The sequence below is a fragment of the Paenibacillus sp. sgz302190 genome (genome assembly GCF_059820445.1).
In genome coordinates, this window is sequence record NZ_JBZYAO010000049.1 from 37,479 (window position 1) to 58,802 (window position 21,324).

General features: G+C 54.8%; 13 protein-coding genes. 7 read left to right on the top strand and 6 right to left on the bottom strand.

Annotated features, from left to right (window positions below; all coding sequences use genetic code 11):
• Window positions 1-14 precede the first annotated feature (14 nt).
• The 3 genes from AC6RNO_RS32960 (at window position 15) to AC6RNO_RS32970 (ending at window position 10,709) form a co-directional block, all read left to right on the top strand.
• Window positions 15-3,269 (top strand): glycoside hydrolase family 48 protein, encoded by a 3,255-nt coding sequence (locus AC6RNO_RS32960; protein ID WP_497108013.1) that lies wholly within the window; start codon window positions 15-17, stop codon window positions 3,267-3,269.
• Window positions 3,270-3,394: 125 nt separating this feature from the next.
• Window positions 3,395-7,648 carry a glycoside hydrolase family 6 protein gene (locus AC6RNO_RS32965; RefSeq protein ID WP_497108021.1) on the top strand — a complete coding sequence of 1,418 codons (4,254 nt, stop codon included), beginning with the start codon at window positions 3,395-3,397 and terminating at the stop codon, window positions 7,646-7,648.
• Window positions 7,649-7,769: 121 nt separating this feature from the next.
• Complete coding sequence (locus AC6RNO_RS32970) at window positions 7,770-10,709, top strand: glycoside hydrolase family 9 protein (RefSeq protein ID WP_497108022.1); 2,940 nt, start codon at window positions 7,770-7,772, stop codon at window positions 10,707-10,709.
• Window positions 10,710-11,280: 571 nt separating this feature from the next.
• On the opposite strand, the gene namA is transcribed toward AC6RNO_RS32970, so the two are convergent.
• Complete coding sequence (gene namA, locus AC6RNO_RS32975) at window positions 11,281-12,285, bottom strand: NADPH dehydrogenase NamA (protein ID WP_497108014.1); 1,005 nt, start codon at window positions 12,283-12,285, stop codon at window positions 11,281-11,283.
• Between the two features lie 259 nt (window positions 12,286-12,544).
• On the opposite strand from namA, the gene AC6RNO_RS32980 reads away from it, so the two are divergent.
• Entirely contained in the window at window positions 12,545-13,441 is an 897-nt protein-coding gene (locus AC6RNO_RS32980; protein WP_497108015.1) for a D-alanyl-D-alanine carboxypeptidase family protein, read from the top strand.
• 1,108 nt (window positions 13,442-14,549) lie between these two features.
• On the opposite strand, the gene mtnA is transcribed toward AC6RNO_RS32980, so the two are convergent.
• Both mtnA and mtnK read right to left on the bottom strand, forming a co-directional pair.
• The gene (gene mtnA, locus AC6RNO_RS32985) at window positions 14,550-15,626 is read right to left on the bottom strand and encodes an S-methyl-5-thioribose-1-phosphate isomerase (RefSeq protein WP_497108016.1); all 1,077 of its coding nucleotides are present in this window, start codon (window positions 15,624-15,626) and stop codon (window positions 14,550-14,552) included.
• Window positions 15,627-15,687: 61 nt separating this feature from the next.
• Complete coding sequence (mtnK, locus tag AC6RNO_RS32990) at window positions 15,688-16,893, bottom strand: S-methyl-5-thioribose kinase (protein WP_497108017.1); 1,206 nt, start codon at window positions 16,891-16,893, stop codon at window positions 15,688-15,690.
• A gap of 198 nt (window positions 16,894-17,091) precedes the next feature.
• Here mtnK and AC6RNO_RS32995 point away from each other — a divergent pair, with 198 nt between their 5' ends.
• From AC6RNO_RS32995 to AC6RNO_RS33005, 3 genes are all read left to right on the top strand, one after another.
• On the top strand, window positions 17,092-17,541 hold the full coding sequence (locus AC6RNO_RS32995; RefSeq protein WP_497108018.1) for a ferritin-like domain-containing protein: 450 nt from the start codon (window positions 17,092-17,094) through the stop codon (window positions 17,539-17,541).
• 84 nt (window positions 17,542-17,625) lie between these two features.
• Window positions 17,626-17,793 carry a hypothetical protein gene (locus tag AC6RNO_RS33000; RefSeq protein WP_474679785.1) on the top strand — a complete coding sequence of 56 codons (168 nt, stop codon included), beginning with the start codon at window positions 17,626-17,628 and terminating at the stop codon, window positions 17,791-17,793.
• A gap of 672 nt (window positions 17,794-18,465) precedes the next feature.
• Entirely contained in the window at window positions 18,466-19,035 is a 570-nt protein-coding gene (locus AC6RNO_RS33005; protein WP_474679783.1) for a DUF1802 family protein, read from the top strand.
• A 58-nt stretch (window positions 19,036-19,093) separates the two neighbouring features.
• On the opposite strand, the gene AC6RNO_RS33010 is transcribed toward AC6RNO_RS33005, so the two are convergent.
• The 3 genes from AC6RNO_RS33010 to AC6RNO_RS33020 form a co-directional block, all read right to left on the bottom strand.
• A complete protein-coding gene (locus AC6RNO_RS33010) occupies window positions 19,094-19,516 on the bottom strand; it encodes a chemotaxis protein CheW (protein ID WP_488437658.1) in 423 nt (140 codons plus the stop codon).
• A gap of 20 nt (window positions 19,517-19,536) precedes the next feature.
• Window positions 19,537-21,126 carry a methyl-accepting chemotaxis protein gene (locus AC6RNO_RS33015; RefSeq protein ID WP_497108019.1) on the bottom strand — a complete coding sequence of 530 codons (1,590 nt, stop codon included), beginning with the start codon at window positions 21,124-21,126 and terminating at the stop codon, window positions 19,537-19,539.
• A partial coding sequence (locus tag AC6RNO_RS33020; RefSeq protein WP_497108020.1) for a hypothetical protein occupies window positions 21,123-21,324 on the bottom strand: 202 nt, incomplete at its 5' end. The genes AC6RNO_RS33015 and AC6RNO_RS33020, both read right to left, overlap by 4 nt.

Below are 21,324 nucleotides of genomic sequence, written 5' to 3' on the forward strand. Positions count from 1 at the left end.
AAAGGAGAAGTGATATGGTGATTGGAGTTAAGCCCAAAAAATGGCTAAGCGTATTGACGACGAGCACTCTTGTATTGTCAGCCAGCGTCCAATTGTTCGTCGGATCCCCGCAAACGGCGGCGGCGGCCAGCGTGAATGAAACGCGCTTTTTGCAAATGTACAATCAGATCAAAAATCCGGCTAACGGTTATTTTTCTCCTGAAGGCATCCCATATCATTCGATCGAAACGCTCATCAGCGAGGCGCCTGACTACGGGCATATGAGTACATCGGAAGCTTACAGCTACTGGCTGTGGCTGGAGACGCTCTACGGGCGCTACACTGGCGACTGGTCCAAGCTGGAAGCGGCTTGGGACAATATGGAGAAATATATTATCCCGATAAACGAGGGCGACGGCAAGGAAGAGCAGCCGACGATGAGCAACTACAATCCGAACAGCCCGGCCACTTATGCGGCGGAAAAACCGTATCCCGACCAATATCCTTCACAATTGTCGGGCCAATATCCGGCCGGCCAAGATCCGATCGACAGCGAGCTGAAATCGACTTACGGCAACAACCAGACCTATCTGATGCACTGGCTCATCGACGTGGATAACTGGTACGGATACGGCAACACGCTCAATCCTTCGCATACGTCGACGTATGTGAACACGTTCCAGCGCGGAGAGCAGGAATCCGTCTGGGAGGCGATCGACCACCCGTCCCAGGACAATAAAACATTCGGCAAAACGAACGAAGGTTTCATGTCTCTGTTTACGAAAGAAAATCAGGCCCCAGCCGCCCAGTGGCGCTACACGAATGCAACCGATGCGGACGCCCGGGCCGTTCAGGTTATGTATTGGGCCAAGAAGCTTGGCTATAACAACGCGAACTATCTGAACAAGGCGAAAAAGATGGGCGACTATTTGCGCTATGGCATGTATGATAAGTATTTCCAAAAAATCGGCAGCGCCAGCGGCGGCTCCCCGCAAGCGGGCAGCGGCAAAAACTCCAACATGTATCTGATGGCTTGGTACACGTCTTGGGGCGGCGGCCTTGGCAGCGGAGGCAACTGGGCTTGGCGGATCGGCGCCAGCCATGCGCATCAGGCGTACCAAAACCCGGTCGCGGCGTATGCGCTTTCCGACGCCAACGGCGGATTGATTCCGTCGTCGCCGACAGCTCAAACCGACTGGAACGCTTCGCTGAAGCGGCAGCTGGAGTTTTACAACTGGCTGCTATCTTCGGAAGGGGGCATTGGCGGGGGCGCGACGAACAGCTTTAACGGCAGCTACAGCGCATATCCTGCAGGGGTAAGCACGTTCTATGGCATGGCCTATCAGGAGGCGCCGGTTTATCACGATCCGAATTCGAACACATGGTTCGGGTTCCAGGCTTGGCCGCTTGAGCGCGTTGCGGAATTGTACTACATTCTCGCTTCCAGCGGCGATATTACTTCCGAAAACTTCAAAATGGCCAAAAATGTCATTACCAAATGGATCGATTGGTCGATGGATTATGTGTTTGTCGACAAGAAGCCGGTTACCGACGCGGACGGCTACTATTTGAACGCTTCCGGGCAGCGGGTTACGGGAGGAGCCAATCCGGCGATCGCGACAACTTCGGCGCCGGGCGAGTTCTGGCTTCCGAGCAGCCTCGGTTGGAGCGGTCAACCTGACACATGGAACAACTTCTCCACGTTTACGGGCAACCCGAACTACCATGTTTATTTAACGAGCCCAAGCCAGGACGTCGGAGTGCTTGGAAGCTACGCTAAAGCGCTCTCATTCTTTGCTGCAGGCACAAAAGCGGAGACAGGAAGCTTGACGGCGCTGGGCACCCAGGCCAAAACGCTCGCGGAGCAGCTGTTAGGCGCCGCCTGGAGTTATAACGACGGCGTAGGCATCGCCACAGATGAAAAGCGCGAAGACTATTATCGTTATTTTACGAAAGAAATTTATTTCCCGAACGGTTGGAGCGGCAAGTTCGGTCAAGGCAACACGATTCCGGGCTCGGGCGGCACGGCCTCCGATCCGGCAAAAGGCGGCAACGGCGTATATATCAGCTATCCGGAGCTCCGCCCGAAAATTACGCAAGATCCGAAATGGTCTTATCTGACTAATCTGTACAACTCGTCATGGAACCCGACTACGAAAAAATGGACGAACGGCGCCCCAACGTTCAAATATCACCGCTTCTGGTCGCAAGTCGATGTGGCGACAGCCTATGCCGAATACGATCGTTTGCTTGGCAGCGGCACGACGAATCCGACCGCACCTGCAGCGCCGGCGGGCCTGACCGCAACGGCGGGCAATGCGCAGGCAGCGCTGAGCTGGAGCGCGTCGGCTGGAGCGGCGAGCTACAACGTGAAGCGCGCGACAACGAGCGGCGGTCCGTACACGACGGTCGCGACAGGCGTGACGGCGGCGACGTACACGGACGCTGGCTTGACGAACGGCACGACGTATTACTACGTCGTGAGTGCAGTGAACAGCGTGGGCGAGAGCGTGAACTCCACGCAAGTAAGCGTTACGCCGAGCGCAGGGGCGACCGTACCGGCAGCGCCGACGGGCCTCGTGGCGACAGCGGGCAATGCACAGGCAGCGCTGAGCTGGAGCGCAGTGGCGGGAGCGACGAGCTATAACGTGAAGCGTGCCAGCGTAAGCGGCGGCCCGTACACGACGGTCGCAACGGGCTTGACGGCGACGTCGTATACGAACACCGGCTTGACGAACGGCACGACTTATTATTACGTCGTAAGTGCGGTTAACAGCGCGGGCGAGAGCCCGAATTCCGCGCAAGCGAGCGTTACGCCGCAAGGTACGACGCAGCCTACGGGCAATCTGGTCGTGCAGTACCGTGCAGCGGATACGAACGCAACCGACAATCAGATCAAGCCGTTTTTCAATATCAAGAATACCGGCACGACGCCAGTCAATTTAAGCGATCTGAAGCTGCGCTACTATTTCACCAAAGACGGCTCACCGGCGATGGACTCCTGGATCGACTGGGCGCAGCTCGGCGGCAGCAACATCCAAAGAACGTTCGTCAGCGCCACGGGCACGAATACGGACACTTACGTCGAGCTGAGCTTTACGGCAGCGGCGGGTTCGATTCCGGCCGGCGGGCAGACCGGAGAAATCCAGCTGCGTATGTCCAAAACCGATTGGTCGAACCTCAACGAGGCCAACGATTACTCGTTCGATGCGACCAAAACGTCGTATGCGGACTGGAACAAGGTGACGCTCTACCAAAACGGCACGCTCGTTTGGGGCATTGAGCCTTAGGCAACGGATCGGAGCAGCGGGGCACGCCTGCAATGTGTCCCGTTGTTTTAACTAATTATCAAGGAGATGAACAGATGATAACCGCTTTGTATAAATCGAAACCCGTTTCGATTATTTGTCTGATCATGGCAATGTTAGTAAGCTTCTTCATACCTTTAGGAAACAGCAGTTCTGCGGCCGAGGCGCACGTAGACAATCCGTTTTTGGGCGCAACGTTATACGTGAACCCCGATTATGCGGCATCGGTCGATACGTCGATCGCGCAAGTAAGCGACAGCACGCTGATCGCAAAAATGCAGACGGTCAAATCGTACCCGACAGCCGTCTGGCTTGACCGCATTGCGGCGATTCAGGGCGGCGCAGCAAACGGCGGCCGCAAGAGTTTGACGGAAACGCTGGATAACGTGTTAGCGCAAAAACAAGGCAACACACCGATCACGGCGACGTTCGTTATCTACGATTTGCCGGGACGCGATTGCCATGCGCTGGCGTCCAACGGCGAGCTTCCGTTAACGCAGGCGGGGCTGCAAACGTACAAAACGCAGTATATCGATGCGATTGCAAGTATTTTCTCCAATTCCAAATATCAAGATATCCGGATCGTTACCGTCATCGAACCGGATTCCCTGCCGAATCTGGTGACGAACCTGAGCGATCCTAAGTGTGCCGACGCAAATTCCACGAACATTTACCGCGATGGGACCAGGTACGCGCTCGACAAGCTGCATGCGATTCCGAATGTGTACACGTACATGGATGTGGGGCACTCCGGCTGGCTCGGCTGGGATTCCAACCGCCAGCCTGCGATCGACTTCATCACTTCGGTCGTATCTGGGACCGTGGCCGGACTTGCCAGTGTTGACGGCTTCGTTACGAATACGGCGAATACGACGCCGTTTGAAGAACCGAATTTGCCCAACCCCAATCTGAACATCGGCGGGCAGGAGATCAGGTCCGCCAAGTATTATGAGTGGAATCCGTATTTTGACGAGGCGGACTTTACGGCAGCGCTGTACTCCGGTTTCGTGGCAAAAGGATGGCCGGCAAGCATCGGGTTCCTGGTCGATACTTCTCGCAACGGGTGGGGCGGGCCGAACCGGCCGACCGGAGCGAGTGGAAGCAATATCAACGATTATGTGAATTCAGGCCGGATCGACAAGCGTCTCCACCGGGGCAACTGGTGCAACGCTTCCGGCGCAGGCATGGGCCAAGCGCCGCAGGTGGCGCCAGCCGGTCACCCGGCATCGCACCTTGATGCGTTCGTATGGGTGAAGCCGCCGGGCGAGTCGGACGGTTCGAGCACGCTGATCCCGAACGACGAGGGCAAAGGTCTTGACAGAATGTGCGACCCGACCTACACGAATGCGAACGGTACACTGACAGGCGCGTTGCCGAACGCTCCTTTATCGGGTCATTGGTTCCATGACCAGTTCGTGCAGCTCGTTCAGAACGCTTATCCGGCTATTCCGGGCAGCAATGGCGGCGGCAATCCGACCGTACCTGCAGCGCCGACAGGCCTCGTGGCGACAGCGGGCAACGCGCAGGTGGCGCTGAGCTGGAGCGCAGTAATCGGAGCGACGAGCTACAACGTGAAGCGTGCGACAACAAGCGGCGGTCCGTACACGACGATCGCGACGGGCTTGACAGCGACGTCGTATACGAACGTCGGTTTGACAAACGGCACGACGTACTACTACGTCGTTAGTGCAGTGAACAGCGTGGGCGAGAGCGCGAACTCCGCGCAAGTGAGCGCCACGCCGAGCGCAGGGGCGGCAGTGCCTCATGCAGACAATCCGTTTCTGGGAGCAACGTTATACGTGAACCCCGATTATGCGGCATCGGTCGATACGTCGATCGCGCAAGTAAGCGACAGCACGCTGATCGCAAAAATGCAGACGGTCAAATCGTACCCGACAGCCGTCTGGCTTGACAGCATTGCGTCGATTCAGGGCGGTGCAGCGAACGGCGGCCGTAAAAGCTTGACGGAAACGCTGGATACCGTACTCGCGCAAAAACAAGGCAACACGCCGATCACGGCGACATTCGTTATCTACGATTTGCCGGGACGCGATTGCCATGCGCTGGCATCGAACGGCGAGCTTCCGTTAACGCAGGAAGCGCTGCAAACGTACAAAACGCAATATATTGATGTGATTGCAAGCATTTTCGCCAATCCTAAGTATAAGGACATCCGGATTGCTACCGTAATCGAGCCGGATTCCTTGCCGAATCTGGTGACGAACCTGAGCGATCCAAAATGCGCCCAGGCGAACTCCACGAACATCTATCGCGATGGGACCAGGTACGCGCTCGATAAGCTGCATGCGATCCCGAATGTATACACATACATGGATATGGGACACTCCGGTTGGCTCGGATGGGATTCCAACCGCCAGCCTGCGATCGATCTCATCACTTCGGTCGTATCCGGTACAGCAGCCGGACTTGCCAGCGTCGACGGTTTCATTACGGATACGGCGAATACAACGCCTCTTGAAGAGCCTAATTTGCCCGACCCCAATCTGAATATCGGCGGGCAGCAGATCAAGTCCGCTAATTACTATGAGTGGAATCCGTATTTTGACGAGGCGGACTTTACAGCAGCTCTGTACTCCGGTTTCGTGGCAAAAGGCTGGCCGGCAAGCATCGGCTTCCTGGTTGATACTTCGCGCAACGGGTGGGGCGGACCGAATCGCCCGACCGGAGCAAGCGGAAGCAATATTAACGATTATGTGAATTCAGGCCGGGTCGACAAGCGTCTCCACCGGGGCAACTGGTGCAACGCTTCCGGAGCAGGCATGGGCCAGCCGCCTCAGGCAGCGCCAGCGGGCTATCCGGCATCGCACCTTGATGCGTTCCTATGGGTGAAGCCGCCGGGCGAATCGGACGGTTCGAGCTCACTGATCCCGAATAACGAGGGCAAAGGCTTTGACAGAATGTGCGACCCGACCTACACGAATGCGAACGGTACGCTGACAGGCGCATTGCCGAACGCTCCTTTATCGGGGCACTGGTTCCATGATCAGTTCGTGCAGCTCCTTCAGAACGCTTATCCGGCCATTCCGGGCAGCGGCGGCAATCCGACCGTACCTGCAGCGCCGACGGGCCTTGTGGCGACAGCAGGCAACGCGCAAGTGGCGCTGAGCTGGAGCGCAGTAAGCGGAGCGACGAGCTACAACGTGAAGCGCGCGACAACGAGCGGCGGTCCGTACACGACGATCGCGACGGGCTTGACGGCGACATCGTATACGAATGTCGGCTTGACAAACGGCACGACGTACTACTACGTCGTGAGTGCAGTAAACAGCGTGGGTGAGAGCGCGAACTCCGCGCAAGTGAGCGCCACGCCGAGCACGGGAGTGACCGTACCTGCAGCGCCGACGGGCCTCGTGGCGACAGCGGGTAATGCGCAGGCAGCGCTGAGCTGGAGCGCGTCGGCGGGAGCGGCGAGCTACAATGTGAAGCGCGCGACGACAAGCGGCGGCCCGTACACGACGGTCGCGACAGGCGTGACGGCGACGACGTACACGAACGTCGGCTTGACGAACGGCACGACGTATTACTACGTCGTGAGTGCAGTGAACAGCGCGGGCGAAAGTGCGAACTCCGCGCAAGTGAGCGCCACGCCGAGCACGGGAGTGACCGTACCGGCAGCGCCGACAGGTCTCGTGGCGACAGCGGGCAATGCGCAGGCAGCGCTGAGCTGGAGCGCGTCGACGGGAGCGGCGAGCTATAACGTGAAGCGCGCGACGACAAGCGGCGGCCCTTACACGACGGTCGCGACGGGCTTGACGGCGACAACGTACACGGACGCCGGCTTGACGAACGGCACGACGTATTACTACGTCGTGAGTGCAGTGAACAGCGCGGGCGAGAGCGCGAATTCCGCGCAAGTGAGCGTTACGCCGCAAGGTACGACGCAGCCTACGGGCAATCTGGTCGTGCAGTACCGTGCAGCGGATACGAACGCAACCGATAACCAGATCAAGCCGTTTTTCAATATCAAGAATACCGGCACGACGCCAGTCAATTTAAGCGATCTGAAGCTGCGCTACTATTTCACCAAAGACGGCTCGCAGGCGATGGATTCTTGGATCGACTGGGCGCAGATCGGCGGCAGCAACATCCAAAGAACGTTCGTCAGCGCCACGGGCACGAATACGGACACTTACGTCGAGCTGAGCTTTACGGCAGCGGCGGGTTCGATTCCGGCCGGCGGACAGACCGGCGAGATCCAACTGCGGATGTCCAAAGCCGACTGGTCGAACTTCAACGAGGCCAACGATTACTCGTTCGATCCGACCAAAACGTCGTACGCGGACTGGAACAAAGTGACGCTCTACCAGAACGGCACACTCGTGTGGGGAATCGAACCTTAGGTTCGATTTCCCTGCATAAACGGTAATGTGTCAATTCTGATTTTATGGAGGGTTGATTGTGAAACTGAAAAAGACCCGTAAGTTGTGGCATAAAAGCTTATCGATCCTGACGTCCGGAGCTATCGCCGGAGTTTTCTTAGCCGGTATTCAACCGCCCGCACCGGTTTATGCGGCGGAGTCCTCTTACAATTACGCAGAAGCCTTGCAGAAGGCGATCTTCTTCTATGAAGCTCAGCGTTCCGGCAAGCTGCCCGCGAACAACCGCGTCAGTTGGCGGGGCGACTCGGGGCTAAGCGACGGCGCGGATGTCGGTCATGATCTGACGGGCGGCTGGTACGATGCCGGCGACCATGTGAAATTCGGCCTTCCGATGGCATACAGCGCAGCCATGCTGGCCTGGTCGGTCTATGAATACCGTGACGCTTACGAACAAACCGGGCAATTGGACGCCATGCTCGATAACATCAAATGGGCGACGGATTATTTCATCAAAGCCCATACCGCTCCCAATGAGCTTTACGGTCAGGTGGGGGCGGGCAATACCGACCATGCCTGGTGGGGACCTGCGGAAGTCATGCAAATGAGCAGGCCCGCTTACAAGATTGACGCCCAGAATCCCGGTTCGGATCTGGCCGGCGAGACGGCAGCGGCGCTGGCGGCCGCCTCCATCCTCTTCCAGACGAAGGACCCGCAATATTCGGCCACTCTTTTGACTCATGCGAAGCAGCTGTATTCGTTTGCCGACACCTATCGCGGGAAATACTCCGACAGCATTACCGACGCCCAGTCGTTCTACAAGTCCTGGACCGGGTATCAGGATGAGTTGACGTGGGGCGCGGTGTGGCTGTACCTGGCGACCAAAGACCAGACTTATCTGGATAAGGCCAAAGCTTCCGTCAACGATTGGGGCAAGGAAGGCCAGACCAATTACTGGGCATATAAATGGACCCAAGGCTGGGACGACGTTCATTACGGAGCCCAACTGCTTTTGGCCCGCATTACCGGCGAATCGAAGTACATCGAGTCCGTCGAACGAAACCTGGACTACTGGACGACCGGCACAGCCAGCGGGGAGCGCATCAAATATACGCCCGGCGGTTTGGCCTGGCTGGATTCATGGGGTTCCTTGCGCTATGCCTCAAACGCAGCCTTTCTCGCGTTCGTTTATTCGGATTGGGTGACGGATACGGCGAAAAAAGCGAAGTACCGGGATTTCGCGACGAAACAAATCAAGTACGCTCTCGGCGACAATCCGCGCCAGGGCAGTTACGTAGTCGGCTTCGGCCAGAACGCTCCGAAGCATCCGCACCACCGGACCGCCCATGGATCGTATGCCGACAGTCTGAGCGTTCCTGCGGAGCACCGCCATACGCTGTACGGCGCGCTTGTGGGCGGACCCGACGCAAGCGACGGCTATGCCGACGACGTTACGAACTATGTGACGAATGAAGTGGCGACCGATTACAACGCAGGCTTCACAGGCTCTCTGGCCAAGATGTACTTGCTGTATGGAAGTGGTCAAAAGCCGCTCGCCGATTTTCCGGTGGCAGAGAAGGCAACCGAGGATGAGATGTTTGTGGAAGCGGGTTTGAATCAGTCGAGTGACAATTTTACCGAAATCAAGGCGCTGCTGAACAATCGTTCCGGTTGGCCGGCCCGGATGGGCGACAAGTTGTCGTTCAAGTATTTTGTCGATCTGAGCGAGCTGTATCAAGCGGGATATTCGGTCAAAGACACAACCGTGGCATCGGCCTACAATCAGGGTGCTTCCGTCTCGCAGCTGCTGCCTTGGGATGAAGCCAAGCATATTTATTACGTGAATGCCGATTTTACCGGCGTCAAGATTTACCCGGGCGGTCAGCCTTATTACAAGAAGGAAGTTCAATTCCGGATAACAGGCCCGGCGAATACGAAAATTTGGAATCCGGCCAATGACTTCTCGTATCAAGGCATTACCGCTTCAGTCGCGAAAACGGCCAACATTCCCGTGTACAGCGCGGGAGTTAAAGTATTCGGCAGCGAGCCGGGCGCAGGCGGCACTCCTGTAGTTCCGGCTGCGCCGACGGGCCTCGTGGCGACAGCGGGCAATGCGCAGACAGCGCTGAGCTGGGGCGCAGTGGCCGGAGCGGCGAGCTACAACGTGAAGCGCGCTGTCGTAAACGGCGGCCCGTACACGACGGTCGCGACGGGTGTAACGGCGACGACGTACACGGACGCCGGCTTGACGAACGGCACGACGTATTACTACGTCGTCAGTGCAGTGAACAGCGCGGGCGAGAGCGTGAACTCCGCGCAAGTTAGCGCCACGCCGAGCGCGGGAGTGACCGTACCTACAGCGCCTGCGGGCCTCGTGGCGGCTGCTGGCAATGCGCAGGCAGCGCTGAGCTGGGGCGCAGTGGCTGGAGCGGCGAGCTACAACGTGAAGCGCGCTAGTGTAAGCGGCGGCCCGTACACGACGGTCGCGACGGGTGTGACGGCGACATCGTATACGGATGCCGGTTTGACGAACGGCACGACGTATTACTACGTCGTTAGTGCAGTGAACAGCGCAGGAGAAAGCGCCAACTCCGCGCAAGCGAGCGTTACGCCGCAAGGCACGACGCAGCCTACGGGCAATCTGGTCGTGCAGTACCGTGCAGCGGATACGAACGCAACCGATAACCAGATCAAGCCGTTTTTCAATATCAAGAATACCGGCACGACGCCAGTCAATTTAAGCGATCTGAAGCTGCGCTACTATTTCACCAAAGACGGTACGCAGGCGATGGATTCGTGGATCGACTGGGCACAGATCGGCGGCAGCAGCATCCAAAGAACGTTCGTCAGCGCCACGGGCTCGAATACGGACACTTATGTCGAGCTGAGCTTTACGGCGGCGGCGGGTTCGATCCCGGCCGGCGGGCAGACCGGCGAGATCCAACTGCGGATGGCCAAAACCGACTGGTCGAACTTCAACGAGGCCAACGATTACTCGTTCGATCCGACCAAGACGGCGTACACGGACTGGAACAAAGTGACGCTCTACCGGAACGGCACGCTCGTTTGGGGCATCGAGCCTTAAGCACGACCCGGGAGCAAGGGGATGCAGCACATCGTCAGCATCGTTCGTCGACGCCCGAAAAGCAGCGGCTCCCATTGACGTTCGCACCTTGCACAGCTCCCAGTGCGCAATGTTGCGATGCATGACGGCGGTTGGTCGACCACATTCAGCCCAAGAACCTGCAAAAGTGCAGCAATTTTACCATGCAGCGGTCTGATTGGGGGAAAGCCTGCAATAGTGCAGGAATAATCGACTTTGCCGGCTCTAAGCTGGAGTTTGGCGCGAAAATCCTGCACATTTGCAGGAATGATTCGCAGCTTGAACCGACATAGAGCAAAAAGATGCATTTTCGCAGGTTTTCTGCGTTTGCCCGTGATGTCTTAGCCGGCAAGCGTTTGGATGATCTCGGCAGCATCGTTGCAGCACGGGGGAACGAGCGAATGTGGGAATTTTTTGCGCCGGGTTAGATGCGGGCCCAGGCGCCAGCCAGACTCCCGGGGCGAACACTTGATGCTTAACATTAAGCGTCAAGCGTATAAACTAAAAAAGCGTCCTGCCAGGTGTTCATGCCCTGGCAGGACGCTTCCGTTATTTACCACCCGCGCACATACGGCTTGGGCGGCGTAATCTCCGCTTTGAGCTTATGGGCGGCCGTTCTGGGCCAATAAGGTTCGCGCAGCAGCACCCTGCCCAAAAAGATCAAATCCGCCCGCTCATTGCGCAAAATGTCTTCGGCATGCTCAGCTTCGGTAATTAATCCTACGGCGCCTACAGGGATGCCGGCTTTGGCGCGAATCGTTTCTGCATAAGGGACTTGGTAGCCCGGGAATGCATTAGGCACAACGGGAACAAGCCCTCCCGAGCTGACATCGATGAGATCGACGCCTTTTTCCTTCAACCGGGCTGCGATGTATACGTAATCCTCAGGAGTGTAGCCGCCGTCAGCGTATTCATGAGCAGATACCCGAACGAACAGCGGGCCATCCCAGCTTTGCCGGGTGCGGTCGATGATTTCGGCGAGGAAGCGGAAGCGCCGGTCGCGGTCGCCGCCGTATTCGTCGCTGCGCAGGTTGGTGAGCGGCGATAAAAATTCGTGAATCAAATATCCGTGGGCGGCATGGATTTCCACAACGTCAAAACCGGCTTGCTTGGCCCTGGCAGCGGCTTCCTCGAAGGCGTCGACCGTTTCCCCGATTTGCTGGAGGGTCAAAGCGTCGGGAGTTTTGGACTGCTCGTTGAAGGGCAGCGCCGACGGTGCGATAATCGGCCCGTCGAGCACCGCTTTTCTGCCCGCATGGGCAAGCTGGATGCCGATATGAGAGCCTTGCTCGTGAACGGAGTCGGCCAGTTCCTTAAGGCCCTCAATCTGCGCGTCGCTCCATATCCCGAGATCTTGCGGGGAGATGCGGCCCTGCGCCGTAACCGCGGAAGCTTCCACAACGATGAGGCCGGCCTGTCCGACCGCGCGGGAACCGTAATGCAGGCGATGCCAGTTTTTCACGGTTCCGGAGTTGTCCGAAGCGTACATGCACATGGGCGACATGACGATCCGATTTTTTAACGTCACATTTTTTATCGGATAAGGTGAAAATAGCATGGTCCCTCACATCCTTTTCTATGTTTTATATGGGTAAAATATGTAGATGTCACTATTGTATATTAATCCAATTGGAATTATCAAATAATTAGTCGCACGAAAACTTGAATCGCGGCGGCCAAAGGCATAAAATATGAGAAGGCTGCGAATCGGGCGCAATCCCTGATTTGCAGTTTTCGTATTCTATGAAACTTTTATGCTGCAATAACAGTCTATGTTTTATATGATTTTTTTTCTATTTTAAGGAGGCTTTGCGAAAATGAATTTCAAAGCGACAGGCATATTGGCGCTGATCATGGCGTTTGCCATCGTGACCGGGTGCAGCAGCGACAAGCAGGAGGCGGCTTCATCCCCGTCCGCGGGCGTGACCCCGGCTGCCGGCTCTGCAGCGAGTCCGGCGTCGCCCCAGGGGGCAACTCCGGCCGCGTCAGGGAAGGCGGGCGCCTCTGCCGAGACTACTGCGTCTGCAGCGCCTACTGCATCCCCGTCTGCGACGTCTGCCGCATCCCAGAAACCGACCCCGGCAAGCACGGCTAGTTCGGCGGGAAAAGCGGGAAGCACGAAAGTCATAGACAAGCCGGAAAGCATTTCCGTGCTGGTGAACAAGCAATTTTCGCTACCGTCCGATTACGAACCGAGCGATTTGGTTTACCCGGACGTGCCTTTTACGTTCAAGGAAAAGATTGAAAAGCGAAAAATGCGCAAGGAAGCGGCGGCGGCGCTGGAGAAGCTTTTTGCCGGGGCCGACAAGGACGGCGTCAAGCTGGCCGGAGTTTCCGCATACCGTTCGTATGCAACGCAAAAAGCGGTCTTTCAGCGGTATGTCATCAAGGATGGCGAAGAAAAAGCAAAGATGTACAGCGCAGTGCCGGGTACGAGCGAGCACGAGACAGGACTTGCTATCGATGTGACCGGCAGCGACGGCAAATGCGCGGCTGAAGACTGCTTCGGCGGCACGAAAGAAGCAAAATGGCTTGAAAAGCACGCGTACGAATACGGCTACATAATCCGCTATCCCAAAGGCAAAGAGAACATTACAGGGTACCAATACGAGCCTTGGCATATCCGTTACATCGGTACGGCGGAGGCTAAAGAATTAACCGACAAAGGTTTGACGCTGGAAGAATACTTGAATGCTGTACCCGTTTCAAAATAAAAAACCGCCGTACCTCCCTGAATCGCAATTCAGGAATGGTACGGCGTTTTTTATTACCACATTAGTTCTTTACAGCGCTAAACTGGCGTAGAACAGCATTCTTATTGGCGAATAAACCTACCGTTAAAACGTGGCCCTCACATCTACGAAAGACCTCGATAGAGGCTTATCTCAACATATTATATTCTCGGGTCTTGGCATGTGTAGATTTGATGAATACCGCTGCCCAGCGTCATGAAAGAGGTATCGCGCACTTTTCTACAGCCAACAGGACGTTTTTGCAAGACATGTTCTTTTGCCATCCAAAGACGGTGGTGCTGGCGCTGTGCAATGGCTCTTTCCTAATGAGTGCCTCTCCCGACGCGGGTTGCAGCCTGCACGGCGGGTGACTATGCGACGGCTTGCAGGCTGGTTTGGATTGAAAACCTAAGAAAGTCGAGACGCTTTGTTAGGACTAGGGGAATCAGTGGGGCTCCCATGCGCGCCTCTCCCGGTGCAGGTCGCGGAACTACATAATTGGGCAGGAAGCGTTCTGGTAGGGAGAAAACCTGCAAAAGTGCAGGAATTTCTTGCGAAAGTGGCTTGTTTTGGCGAAAAACCTGCAGAAGTGCAGGAATTTTTGCTGAAAGTGAGTCTGTGTCCATGTATTCGGTGAATAGCCTGCACTTTTACAGGAATTCTTTGTAGCCTAATGATCTAGGACGCAAATTCATGTATTTTTGCAGGTTTTCTTCGTGCAGGTAGGCAGGTTGTGGCAGGGATTTTCGATAATGGCAAAAAGCCTGCACAAATGCATGAATGTTTCGCCTTCAGCGTATGAACGAACGAAAATCTGCACTTTGCAGGCTGCCTTTCTCCGCGCAGCCAGACAGCAAGACGTCCAAGCCGTCCGGGCCATCCGGCTCTGCGCGCGAGTTCCACTGCCTGACTTTCGCAGATTTTACGTGCTCAACTGACAGCGGGCAAGTTTTTAGAAAGTCTCTTTTTTACAGGTCATCTGCGAACGACTGGTGATGTTGGTCATTCGCAGGTTTTTCATGCTATGCCGGTGATGCCGGTCATCCATTTCCGGTGGATGTATTCGTTTGTCACCCGCAGGGTGATTTTTTTATTCAAACAGGCGGCGCAAGTTTTCTGCGTAAGGCGCCCGCACGATGCCTTTTTCCGTTATGATCGCTGTTACGTACTCGTTTGGCGTCACGTCGAACGCCGGATTGTAAACTTTGACGCCCTGCGGCGCCGTGCGCTTGCCGAAGCCCTGCGTAATTTCGTCTTCGTGCCGCTCTTCGATCGGGATATCCGCCCCGGTCGGCGTGCCGAGGTCGATCGTGGACAGCGGGCATGCCACATAGAACGGAATGCCGTGCGCTTTGGCGAGCACAGCTACGCTGTACGTGCCGATCTTGTTGGCGACGTCGCCGTTCGCGGCAACGCGGTCGGTCCCGACGATGACCGCCTGGATCCAGCCCTTCGACATGACCGCGCCGGCCATGTTGTCGCAGATCAGCGTCACGTCGACGCCGGCCTGCTGCAGTTCAAAAGCGGTCAGCCGCGCGCCCTGCAGCACCGGCCTGGTTTCGTCCGCGAACACTTTGATGTTCACGCCTTTTTCCTGGGCCAAGTAGAACGGCGCTAACGCCGTGCCGTACTTGGCCGTTGCCAACCCGCCGGCGTTGCAGTGCGTCAGCACGCCGAAGCCGTCTTCGAACAGCGTCAGCGCATGTTCGCCGATCAGACGATTCGTCTCCTCGTCCTCGGCTTGAATGCTCTGCGCCTCCTCAAGGAGCGACTGCTTGAAGGCGTCCGGGCTCGTGCCGGACGCCGCCAGCGCCTGGGCCCGATTGCGCATGCGATCGAGCGCCCAGAACAAATTGACGGCCGTCGGGCGTGACGTCGCCAAATAATCGGCCTGCTTCCGGACCTCCGCCAGAAGCTCCTCTACGCCTGCATCCAGTCCGCGGATGCCGAGGTACACGCCATACGCGGCGGCGATGCCAATCGCAGGAGCGCCGCGCACTTTCAAATGCCGGATCGCTTCCCACACCTCGACAGGCGTCTCCAGCGGCAGGTATACGATCTCTTCCGGCAGCAGCCGTTGATCCAGCAGATCAAGCTGCTGGCCGTTCCAGCGCAATGATTGCAAAGCGCCTTGTTCAGTCTGATGGCCTAACGGTTGATTTGTCATCGTTAAAATCCTCTTTCTTGTATAAAATGTCGGCGAGGTGCCGCAGCGATTCCCCTGCCGGTTACAGCACGGATTTGCCGGCAATTTCGATCATCTCGTCGAAGGAAGCGGCTTTTCGATTGAAGCGGATAAGCGCAGTTCCGATGGACAAGGCAAGCCGCTGAGCGCGCTCTCTGGCTGCGGCGTCATCAATTTTATCGATATCGGCGACATGAGCCAAACCATAGACGCGGCGGACCATTTTGGCTCCTGTGAATCCGAAAGTGTCCTGCAGCAAATTTGCAAAGAAATAGTTTTGGTAAGCTTCCGTGTTCAGAACGGGATCGACGCCATGCTCTTTCCATAAAGCGCGGAAATTGGTTTCGAAATGGGTCCATACCTCTTTGACCGTTTGCAGCAAATAGCTGCGGTAGTCGGCGCGGTTGTCAGCATCTGGGCTCCAGCCTTCCTGGGCGGCAAAATTCAGCAGCAGATTGGCCAGCACCGCTCCGATATCGAAGCCCATCGGGCCGTAGTACGCGAACTCGGGATCGATGACTTTGGTCGAATCAGGCTTAATAAAAATGCTGCCCGTATGCAGATCGCCATGCAGCAGCGCTTGCGATTTCGTCAAAAACTTCTCGCGGAGAATCGCGACTTCCAAATGAAGCTCGCTGTCCTGCCAAATTTGCTCGGCGGCATCGCGGATGTGCGCTTCGATATTGTTCGTATCCGCATCCCGGTAAGGATCGGCGAATATCAAGTCCTCGGTTATTTTGCATAAGTCGGGATTAATGAACCGGCCCTGCTGATTTTTTTTGGCCTGCTGGTTCATGCCCAGATCGGACGTGAAAAATAGCGTATGGGCGAGAAAACGGCCGATATGCCCGGCAAACAGCGGATAACGGTTGTGTTCGATAAGGCCTTTGCGCATAATGACATGATCGCTCAAATCTTCCATCACCGTCAAAGCCAGATCCTGCTCGTACGCATACACGTGCGGAACGAGGTCAGGGCAGAGCGATTCCTCGATTTGCAGCGCTTCGCTTTCGATGCGGGCGCGATCCAGCGTCAGCGGCCATGATTCGCCCACAACTTTGGCATAGGGAAGAGCTTGCTTAAGAATAATGCTTTTTCCGGTCGCAGGCTCCGAAATATGAAAAACGAGATTTAAATTGCCGTCCCCGATTTCTCTGCTGGCGAGCTCGGCTCCTTGGGCGAAAAGATCGGGAATTTGACGGGCGTATTCTATAGCTTCTGCTTCACTAAGCGGGCGATAGCTTGTCATGTACATATCCTCCTGTATGTAAAATTCAATTCCAACCAATTTACTGTGTATTATTCGTCATTCCTTAGTATAAGACAAATCGTTCGCGTATGAAATAGCTTTTTCAATCTGTCCTCTATTTTACATAAAAACATGCTTTTTTGCACAAAGTAGCTGAAGTGCATGTTCACTTACACGTAAAAAGGAGGAAATTTCCGTATGGTTACAGCGACAGCTTTATCCGTCCATACCGTATTGAACAAGCAGGTAGCCAATTGGAGTCTGCTGTTTGTCAAACTTCACAATTTCCACTGGTTTGTGAAAGGAAATCAGTTTTTTACGCTCCATGTGAAATTTGAGGAGCTTTATAATGAAGCGGCTGCTCACATTGACGAGCTCGCCGAGCGTTTGCTGGCCATCGGCGGCAAGCCCGTCGCAACAATGCAGGCCTGCCTGGAGCAGTCATCGCTGAAGGAAGCGTCAGGGGCCGAGACGGCAACCAAAATGGTTGAAGCCGTCATCGAGGATTTCAGCATCCTGATCAGCGAGCTTAAGGAAGGCATGGATGTATGCGCGGGAGAAAACGACGAGACGACTTCCGATATGCTGCTTGCCATTCATACGGCGCTTGAAAAGCACCGCTGGATGCTCCAATCGTTTCTCGGCTAATTTTACAAAACGTTTATACAGACAAGACATCTGCCTAACAGTCGGCGGTTACACTGAAAGGACTAAGAGATTCGGAGGGTTAGCATGAGAATTCTGAATTTGCTCCTTGTAGCCGCTGCCTGCTCGGTTTTGCTTCTGATTGCTTACTTTGCGGAACCCGCCGATTCCAAGTGGGAACCCAACCCGATGAAAAGCAATCAGGCCCAGCTTACCCGCGTACAACAAGAAGTCCGTGGACTGGATTCGAAATAAATGATAAGGGATGGCGCCCAAGGCGGCCATCCCTTTATATTTTTCTAAGGATTTGGCAAGCCATCCAAGACGGTGGTTCCGATGTCGGCACAGCGGCTCTTTCCTCAAGTGTGCCTCTCCCGGCGCGGGCTTCAGCGCTGCACGGCAGGTGGTCATGAGGCGGCAGGCAGGCCGGTCTGGTGAGAAAACCTGCGAAAGTACAGCAATTTTCGACGAAAATGAATCTGAGCCCATGTGTGTGGCAAAAAGCCTGCACAAATCAGGCTGTTGAGAAAGTCTAACGGGTTTCCTCTCAGATCAATTTTTATGTGGGGGCACTCATCTCGAAGAGAAAAAATTGATTTAAAACGATCTGAGAGGGGTATTTGGCTCATGCTTTTGGTGCTTTTTTTGAGCAGCCGGGAAAAAAGGGGGTTTCTCAACAGCCTGACAAATGCAGGAATGTTTCGTTTTCAACGTATGAACGAGCAAAAGCCTGCACTTTTGCAGGAATTCTCCGCGTAACCGCGCAACCGTGCAGACAGGCAGACAGGCAGTTAGGCGCAGGGTGATCCGGTTCTGCCTTGCGGGTTTCTCAACTGCCTTTGTCGGGCGGAGTATTTGCATTGTTTTGCCTGCCGGAATTCCTTTATAATAGAGAGCATCAAAAGTGTTAATCGAGGTGATCGTGTAATGAGTACCCAACCCATTGCGCTCAAAGAATGGGCTTCGGCCGTGAAAGCGTTGGAAGACGGCACACAGATTATTATTATGCGCAAGGGTGGAATCGCCGAGGAGACGCGGGATTTTCAAGTCGAAACCGGCTCTTTTTATTTATATCCCACCTACGAGCACCAGAAGCAATCATTGTTAAAACAATCCTGCCAATCCTTGATCGACGCCACGTTGGAAGGCTGGAGCATCGACGACCCGTTCGTAAATATTACGGCTTATGCCCGGTTAGTTGAAGATATCGAAATATTGGATCAGGAGAAGCTGGACCGCTTGCTTCCTTTTCATATTTGGACGGAAAGCTTCACAGAGGAAAGATTGAAATGGAAGCGGAAAAATCCTCTGCATGTTATGCTGCTGCGCGTGTATAAGCTGGAAGAGCCTGTACGGGCGGAGATTTCATCGGCCTATTTGGGCTGCAAATCGTGGATCCAGCTCCAAGGCGAGTGGGGGAACGCAAGCATGTCCCCTGTATTGGACGACGCCGATTTCGAGGCGCAGGCAGCTGCGCTCAGAGCGGCATTAGGCTGATTGAACGGCAGCGGACAAAATCCCGGGAGGCTTCTCAAGCCCCCCGGGATTTTATGCGTTACAGCAGCAGCTCGTTCAAGTTTAAAATGCCGACAAGCTGACCTTCGCTATGCCCGATTCCTGTGAAATGGGCGCCTCTGACGCTGCCGACCCAGTCGGGGGGAGCGTGGATGTCGTCGTAGGAAGACACTTTGTTGGCCTGATCGACGATGATGCCGATAAAAGTTTCCCTATGCTTGATGACGACGATGCGCGTAGCTTTGGTCAAAACCAAATCCGCATAACCGAACAGGCTGCCCAGATGAACGACAGGGATAATGCTGCCTCGCAAATTAATTACGCCTTTGATGTACGGAAGGGTGACCGGTATTTCCGTAATCGGCTGCATTTTAATAATTTCTTGAATATCCCTAATTCCTATCGCATAGGTTTCATTTCCTGCAACCATCTCTATGTATAAATCCCGCGGGGCAGAAGACATGCAATCACATCCAGATCAAATTATTGAATCTTGAAGACGGACACCGAAGTATGGAGATCGTCTGCTAAAGTGGCTAATGATTGGCATGTCGCGGCCGTTTCTTGAGATGCGGCTGCCGCTTCCTGACTGGCTGCCGCTATAAGTTCCACAGACTGCATGACCTCCGAGGCTTGAGCCGCTTCTTCCTGACAGGCTGCGGCAATTTCGTTCACTTTATTGGAAGAGCTGTCGACCATCTTGACAATTTTTTTAAACGCTTCGCTCGTTTGTTCCGATTGGGACACGCTGTCCAGAACGGCGGCAACGGTTTGCTTCGTATTTTCCTGAATGACCTTGATGATGGCGGAAATTTCTTTCGTGGCGGTGCTGCTTCGTTCCGCGAGCTTTCTCACTTCATCGGCCACGACGGCAAAGCCCCTGCCTTGATCGCCCGCCCTTGCCGCTTCGATCGCGGCGTTCAAGGCGAGCAGGTTGGTTTGGTCCGCGATATCGTCGATCACTTCGATGATTTCCCCGATTTTGTTGGAGTCGTCCTCCAACCGGGCCATACTGGTGTTGACCTTTTGCATGCCTGCTATGGAAGTTTCTACGACTTGGCCGCCTTCATTCGCTGTTAGTACCGTCGTATTCGACATCTCCGCGGCTTGTTCCGCGCTTTTGGCAACAAAATTAATTGCCGACGAAAGCTCGGTGAACAGCTCGGAGATCGACTGCGCCGACTGGGCCTGATTCGTCGTTCCGCTGGCTATTTCTTCACTGCTGGCGGAAATTTGCTCGGATGCGGCAGCTACGTTTTGCGACGATTGCAGGATGCCGCCGATCAATTCTTGCAAACTATCGATCATTTGATTGATGGAAGCGGCGAGACGGCCGATTTCGTCTTTCGTTTGAATGTCCGACTTTTCACGCAGATCGCCGTTCGCCACTTTCGACACCAAAGCCACAATTTTGTTCAGCTGCCGGGAAATCAACTGGGAAATCGCATAGCCGAGCCCGATGCTTAACGCAAAAGCGGCAATAATGACGGCGATCGTAGCAAGGCGGGCGGAAGAGTAAGTTTGGGCCGATTGGTTGTTTGTCTCGGAAGCGAGCTTCACGTTGATATCGATCAGCTTTTCCATACTTCCTCTTACTATCGCCCCTTGAGTATTCAGTGTTTCTTCCCGGTACTTATAAAATTCGGCTTGATCTTCTTTGTAAGTCAATTGCATTCCCTGTTCAAAAAGCTTTACGTAAGCCGGCCAGGACGAATCGAATATTTTCAACTGTTCCTGTTCTTCTTTTGTAGTAGCTACAGGACGGTAAGAATCCATTTTTCCAATAATCTGTTTGTTGTAACCGTCAATATCCGCCGCGAGCTTGTCTTTATCTTCCTTTTTCGCAGTCATGCTCATATCCCGTATCGCAACCCGCATGTTCTGGTAGCCGATCATCGCAGCCGACAAATCTCTTACGGAAATAAGATTGTTGTTGTACATTTCTTTCATATTCGAATTCATCGAACTTAAATTCATCAGCGAATAGATGCCGACTGCGGTCAAAATCAACGAAACTATAACAAATGCGGAAATAAGCTTTGCTGCTGTCTTTAAATTAAAATACCATTTCAAAATAGCCACCCCATCATCCGTATTTTCGCGGCTTCCAGCAGCCGCTGTGTTTTAATCAGTGCCATGGAATAACATCTGTTGCGTTTGAAATTTCGCACCACCCGTTCGGTCGTTTTTTGAACGCAGATTTGCATTTGAGGTAACAGACCTATATGCTGTTGCGCCTTATGTCGTACAATATCAGTTATACGACATAAT